The organism is Leptolyngbya sp. FACHB-671 (genome assembly GCF_014695745.1).
Classification (GTDB): Bacteria; Cyanobacteriota; Cyanobacteriia; order Elainellales; family Elainellaceae; genus JAAUTN01.
In genome coordinates this window covers 1-4,570 of sequence record NZ_JACJOV010000024.1, presented here as the reverse complement: position 1 = coordinate 4,570, position 4,570 = coordinate 1, and the positions used below count along the sequence as shown (strand labels likewise).

The 4,570-nt window shown below is 48.0% G+C and carries 4 protein-coding genes; 2 read left to right on the top strand and 2 right to left on the bottom strand.

The annotated features are described in order from the left end of the window. The coding region (locus H6F93_RS00890) for a CHASE2 domain-containing protein (RefSeq protein ID WP_190678363.1) at positions 1–1,955 on the bottom strand (1,955 nt) is incomplete at its 3' end. Between the two features lie 179 nt (positions 1,956–2,134). Between H6F93_RS00890 and H6F93_RS00885 the strand changes: the two genes are divergently transcribed. Both H6F93_RS00885 and H6F93_RS00880 read left to right on the top strand, forming a co-directional pair. Next, the gene (locus H6F93_RS00885; RefSeq protein WP_190678349.1) at positions 2,135–3,487 is read left to right on the top strand and encodes an AAA-like domain-containing protein; all 1,353 of its coding nucleotides are present in this window, start codon (positions 2,135–2,137) and stop codon (positions 3,485–3,487) included. A 230-nt stretch (positions 3,488–3,717) separates the two neighbouring features. Further along, positions 3,718–3,873: a hypothetical protein gene (locus H6F93_RS00880; RefSeq protein ID WP_190678346.1), complete on the top strand. Its 156-nt coding sequence runs from the start codon at positions 3,718–3,720 to the stop codon at positions 3,871–3,873. A 150-nt stretch (positions 3,874–4,023) separates the two neighbouring features. On the opposite strand, the gene H6F93_RS00875 is transcribed toward H6F93_RS00880, so the two are convergent. Beyond that, positions 4,024–4,570 (bottom strand): tyrosine-type recombinase/integrase (locus tag H6F93_RS00875; RefSeq protein WP_190678344.1); only part of this gene is annotated, 547 nt, incomplete at its 5' end.

Genomic DNA, 4,570 nt, shown 5'->3' with positions numbered 1-4,570 from the left:
AACCGCTCAAACATTGCTTGACCTAACTCAAATCGTCGCCCTTCTGCATCTAGTGGCTTTAAAGTGAGTCCTTCAGCCGCCAGATAATTCAGCGCCAGTCTTACAGTCAGGCTATACGGGGAGGCGCTTTCAGTTTCAAAAGACAACAGTGCCCGACGCACCTTGCCATCAGCGTCTTCAACCTGATCGGCAAATCCAACCTGTTGTTTTTGGTGCAGAATTGGCGGCGGGGCAACCCGACTTCCTACCACTTTCTCAATTCCAAATAAATTGGGGGTGGATTGAAATACCTGCACCAGATCTGCGTGTCCTGGCTCAACGGGCAAATCTCGATAGATATCAAGCCCTATCACTCGCGGTTCTTGCGCTTGAATCGTTTGAATTGCCTGTGCTAACACCCTATCGGTCACGGGATAGCCAATTTGAGTGATATCCTGCTCGTCGATTGCAACAATTACAATGCGGCGATCGCTTGGTTCTAACGGTCGCCAGCGTACAAACTGATCAAACAGATTCAATTCCAGCCCTTGCAACAGTCCCACACCCCGCAGCAGCAACAGCGGAACAGCAATACTCAATGTCAGACCCGGTATCCATTGCCAACCAATGCGGCGCTTGTGTACCTCCTGGCTAGCACGTTGGCGGGCAGTTGCTAACATTTGGCTTGCCTGCTCTACTGCTTCCAGTGCCGTTTGCGCTTCCCGTTTTGCCAGATCTTGGCTTGCTCCCAAAAATTGATAGTCCTCAAAACTCAAGCTCTTGCCTAACGCCCAAGTCAAAGCATTCTGTAACGTCTGCCCCCGCAGCAAATAAGATTTGTCTTTATCACTGATCCAGGCATCAAGAGAGGCGGCATAGGGGCGCAACTGCCCCAGATGGTGATGCACCCAGTTCAAGTTAAATACAGCTTGGTAAATGGGATTCTTCACCACCAGTTTTCCCTGTTGCTTGATCACCAGCCCAGAGAGCAAAAGTTCAATCTGTTCGCGGCTGCCGTCAAACTCTATGCCCTCATCCTCCAGAATTTGCTGATAGAGGCCCAATAGTCTTCCAGTCAAGTGGAAATTGTTGAGGAGGCGATCGCGAATCGTCCGCAAATGCTCCGGTTCATCCTGAAATTCCCAAGCTTGAATGATGTATTTCTGAACCAGTTGATGGATGTGATCGCGATCTGTAACGGATTGCGCTGAGGAATGCTCAACGAGCAACTGACACATCTTTTGCATTAGAAACGGCTGTCCACCCGTCCACATCAGGACTTCTTGCAGAGCCAACACTGGATCGTGAACATAACCCACCAACCCTTGCCCCAGCGGTTGGGCTTCTGTCTGTTGCAAGCTACACAGGTCGATCGCCCAACCAATGTTGAATGGCGTTCTCTGATGATCACTCATCAGGTCAGATGGCGTAGCAACCCCCAAGAGCGCAAATGTTAGCCGTTGATACTCAGGCTTTAAACTGCGACGGTTATAGCAAGCACGAATTAGCCCAAAAAAATCATTCAGCGAGAAATCCAAACCGCGAATGCTGTCTACCTCATCCAAAAACAGCACCAAGCTGACCTTAACTTCAACCAGTAGAACTTCTTCAATAAACTGACCCAATCGCTGTATCGCAGACAGGTCAGACCGCTCATCCCACCACCGTTTCAAATTTACCGTGTGGAATAGGTCAAACGCCTGCCACACTTCCACAACAAAACCTTTGTACCACTGCTCTGAGGTTAAAGTTTCACTACCAATGCGAGATAAATCAATCGCGCCACAACAAACGCCATCCTGCTGCAACTGATGCATCACCCGCACCATCAGGCTTGATTTACCCATCTGACGAGCATTAAACACATAACAAAATTGGCCATTCCTTAATGCTTGATAAAGGTCAGCATCCGCCTGCCGCCTCACATAGTAAGGATGATCTTGACTCAAACTGCCACCAACCTGATACTGATTCATACAGGGAAGAATTGTTAATAAGCAAGCATTTTCACAACCGACACCATGCCACTCTTTAACTGAATAGCACTGTACTTCTGTATCAAACAATCCTGAAATCCCATTAGATACCTCATGAAAAATCCTATATGATGCTCTAGAATGCATTCAGCAAATTCTTTCCTGCCGATTAATTTCCTATGACTGTTGATACCCTCATTGAGAGTCTCAACCGTGACTTAGCCGCTAGGCAAATTCGCCCGCTCAATCCGGCAGAAACCCTGCTGTTACGCGGAATCTGGCAATATCAAACTTACACCCAAATTGCGGAAGAAGTTGGATATAGTTCCGGCTATTTGACGAATGTTGTTGCTCCAGAACTTTTGCACCGACTCTCAGATCTAGTTGGGCAACGCCTCACTAAGAAAAATTGCCGCATTCTGCTAGAAGCGTATACTGCGTCACAATCTCAGCCCAAGTCGTTAGGACAACCCCAATCACTTATTCCGTCCCTTACTCCTGAGCCAAACTCAGCAGTTATCCCAGCGTTTCCTAGCGGTCCGATTGCGAGTGACTCACCTTTTTACATTGAACGTCCGCCAATTGAATCACAAGTGAACGACGAAATTTGTAAACCTGGTGCACTGGTACGGGTTAAAGCACCCAGAGAAATGGGAAAAACTTCACTCCTCCTGCACGTATTAGATCATGCCCAACAACAGGGATATCAAACTGTTTACCTGAATCTTGAGCAAATGGATCAAGCTATTTGTGCTGATCTAAATCGGTTTCTGCGCAGTTTGTGTGCCAGCGTCACCCGGCAACTACAACTTGAACCAAAACTGGATGACTACTGGGATGAAGATATTGGCAGCAAAGTCAGTTGTACCTTGTACATTCGACAGCATTTACTAGAGAAAATTAAGACACCTCTAGTCCTTGTACTAGATGAATTCAACCAGATTTTTGAATATCCGCAAGTTGCCAAAGATGTTCTACCCTTACTGCGTTCCTGGTATGAAGAGGCGAAACGAGTTTCGATTTGGCAGAATCTGCGGCTGATTATTGCTCATTCCACAGAAGTATATGTTCCCTTACAACTGAATCAGTCGCCCTTCAATGTAGGGTTGGCAACTCAACTTATTGGATTCACGTTGGCTCAAGTGCAACAACTCGCTCAGCGTTACACTCTAAACTGGAGCAATGAAGAATCAGCCAAACAACTGATGGCAATAGTAGGTGGACATCCTGCTCTCATCCATACAGCTCTCTATCATCTCAGCCGCAAACAATATACTCTCAGCCAACTTCTGACAGCGGCTGCAACTCCCACGGGAATTTATCACCATCATTTACAGCGTCATTGGACAATCCTTAAACAACAGCCGGATCTGCTCCAAACGTTTCGTACCCTCCTGAGTACTCGTCAACTGGTACATTTAGAATCAAACTTTGCTCATCAATTAAATGGCATGGGGTTGATCAATTACTTAGAGGGCAAAGTAACTGTAAGCTGCGAGCTATATCGCCAATATTTCCAAACAAGAATATAGTAGTGCATCAGAGAATGGCTATTGGGCTCAAGTACCTAAAGCAAAAGGAAACGAAAGAACGTCAAGCAGAAATCGATCGACAGCAAGATGAAGGATCAGACGTTGCACAAGACGGATGCCAAGATGCTGACGATGGGTGGAATTGGAGTTGCTGTGCGACAAGAACAAATAGACCTCTTTCATGAATTGAGAAGATGAGCAAACAGTAGATTAGCGTTACAAATCCACTCATGCTCTACCAACCGGTACAAACCCTCAATCCGATCGCCTTCAGACGAGCATGTGGTGTGAAACGAGAAACTTTCCTGGCTATGGTGGAAGTGCTGTGCCCCCACCTAAAGCGGCAAGGCAAGCGAGGTGGACTGTTCCCAAATGAATCGAATTGAGGAGGAATGGCATCAACTCAAAACGCATGAAATTGCTGGGCGTATGTTTGAAGATGAATATGATTTAGCAAGGGCAATCATGGATGGAAGCACGCAGTCAGCGAGGTGGTTACCCACTTGAACGTTTTAAGTTTAATGCCGGCTAGCTACTTATAGGCTTTCATCGTCTTCGCCGATCGCCTTCAGATATGCCTGGGCAGCAGCCTGCTTAAACACGCCCTTCGTGTAGCGTTGAAAGACTCGGTCGCTCTTAATCCCCATCAGCTCCTTACCAAATAGGGGATCAACTCCCTGCCGAGTCGCCTCCGTTCCAAACGTGTGCCGGAAACGATGCGGGTTGATGTCCTCCACTCCCGAGACCGCCCCCAGTTTCTTCACCATCTTATGCAAGCCCTTGTAGCCCAACCGTTTCCCTGAACTCTTCGGGTCCTGCGCCAAAAACATTGGACTCTCCGGCAGTGGCTCAAACTTCTCGCCTCGCTGCCGTCGCCACTCCAGATACGCCTCTAGATGCTGCCTCGCTTCCCGACCCAGCGGCACCTCACTCACATTCTGTCCCTTCGAGCGATGTACCTTCAGCATCTTGCCGTTCCAATGCTCTACGTTTAGAGCAGAGGCTTCTGATGCCCGCAGCCCGTGGCTCAGCACAGCTACAATCGCCCGGTCGCGCACCCGCGTCCGTTCATCGAGTTCTAAT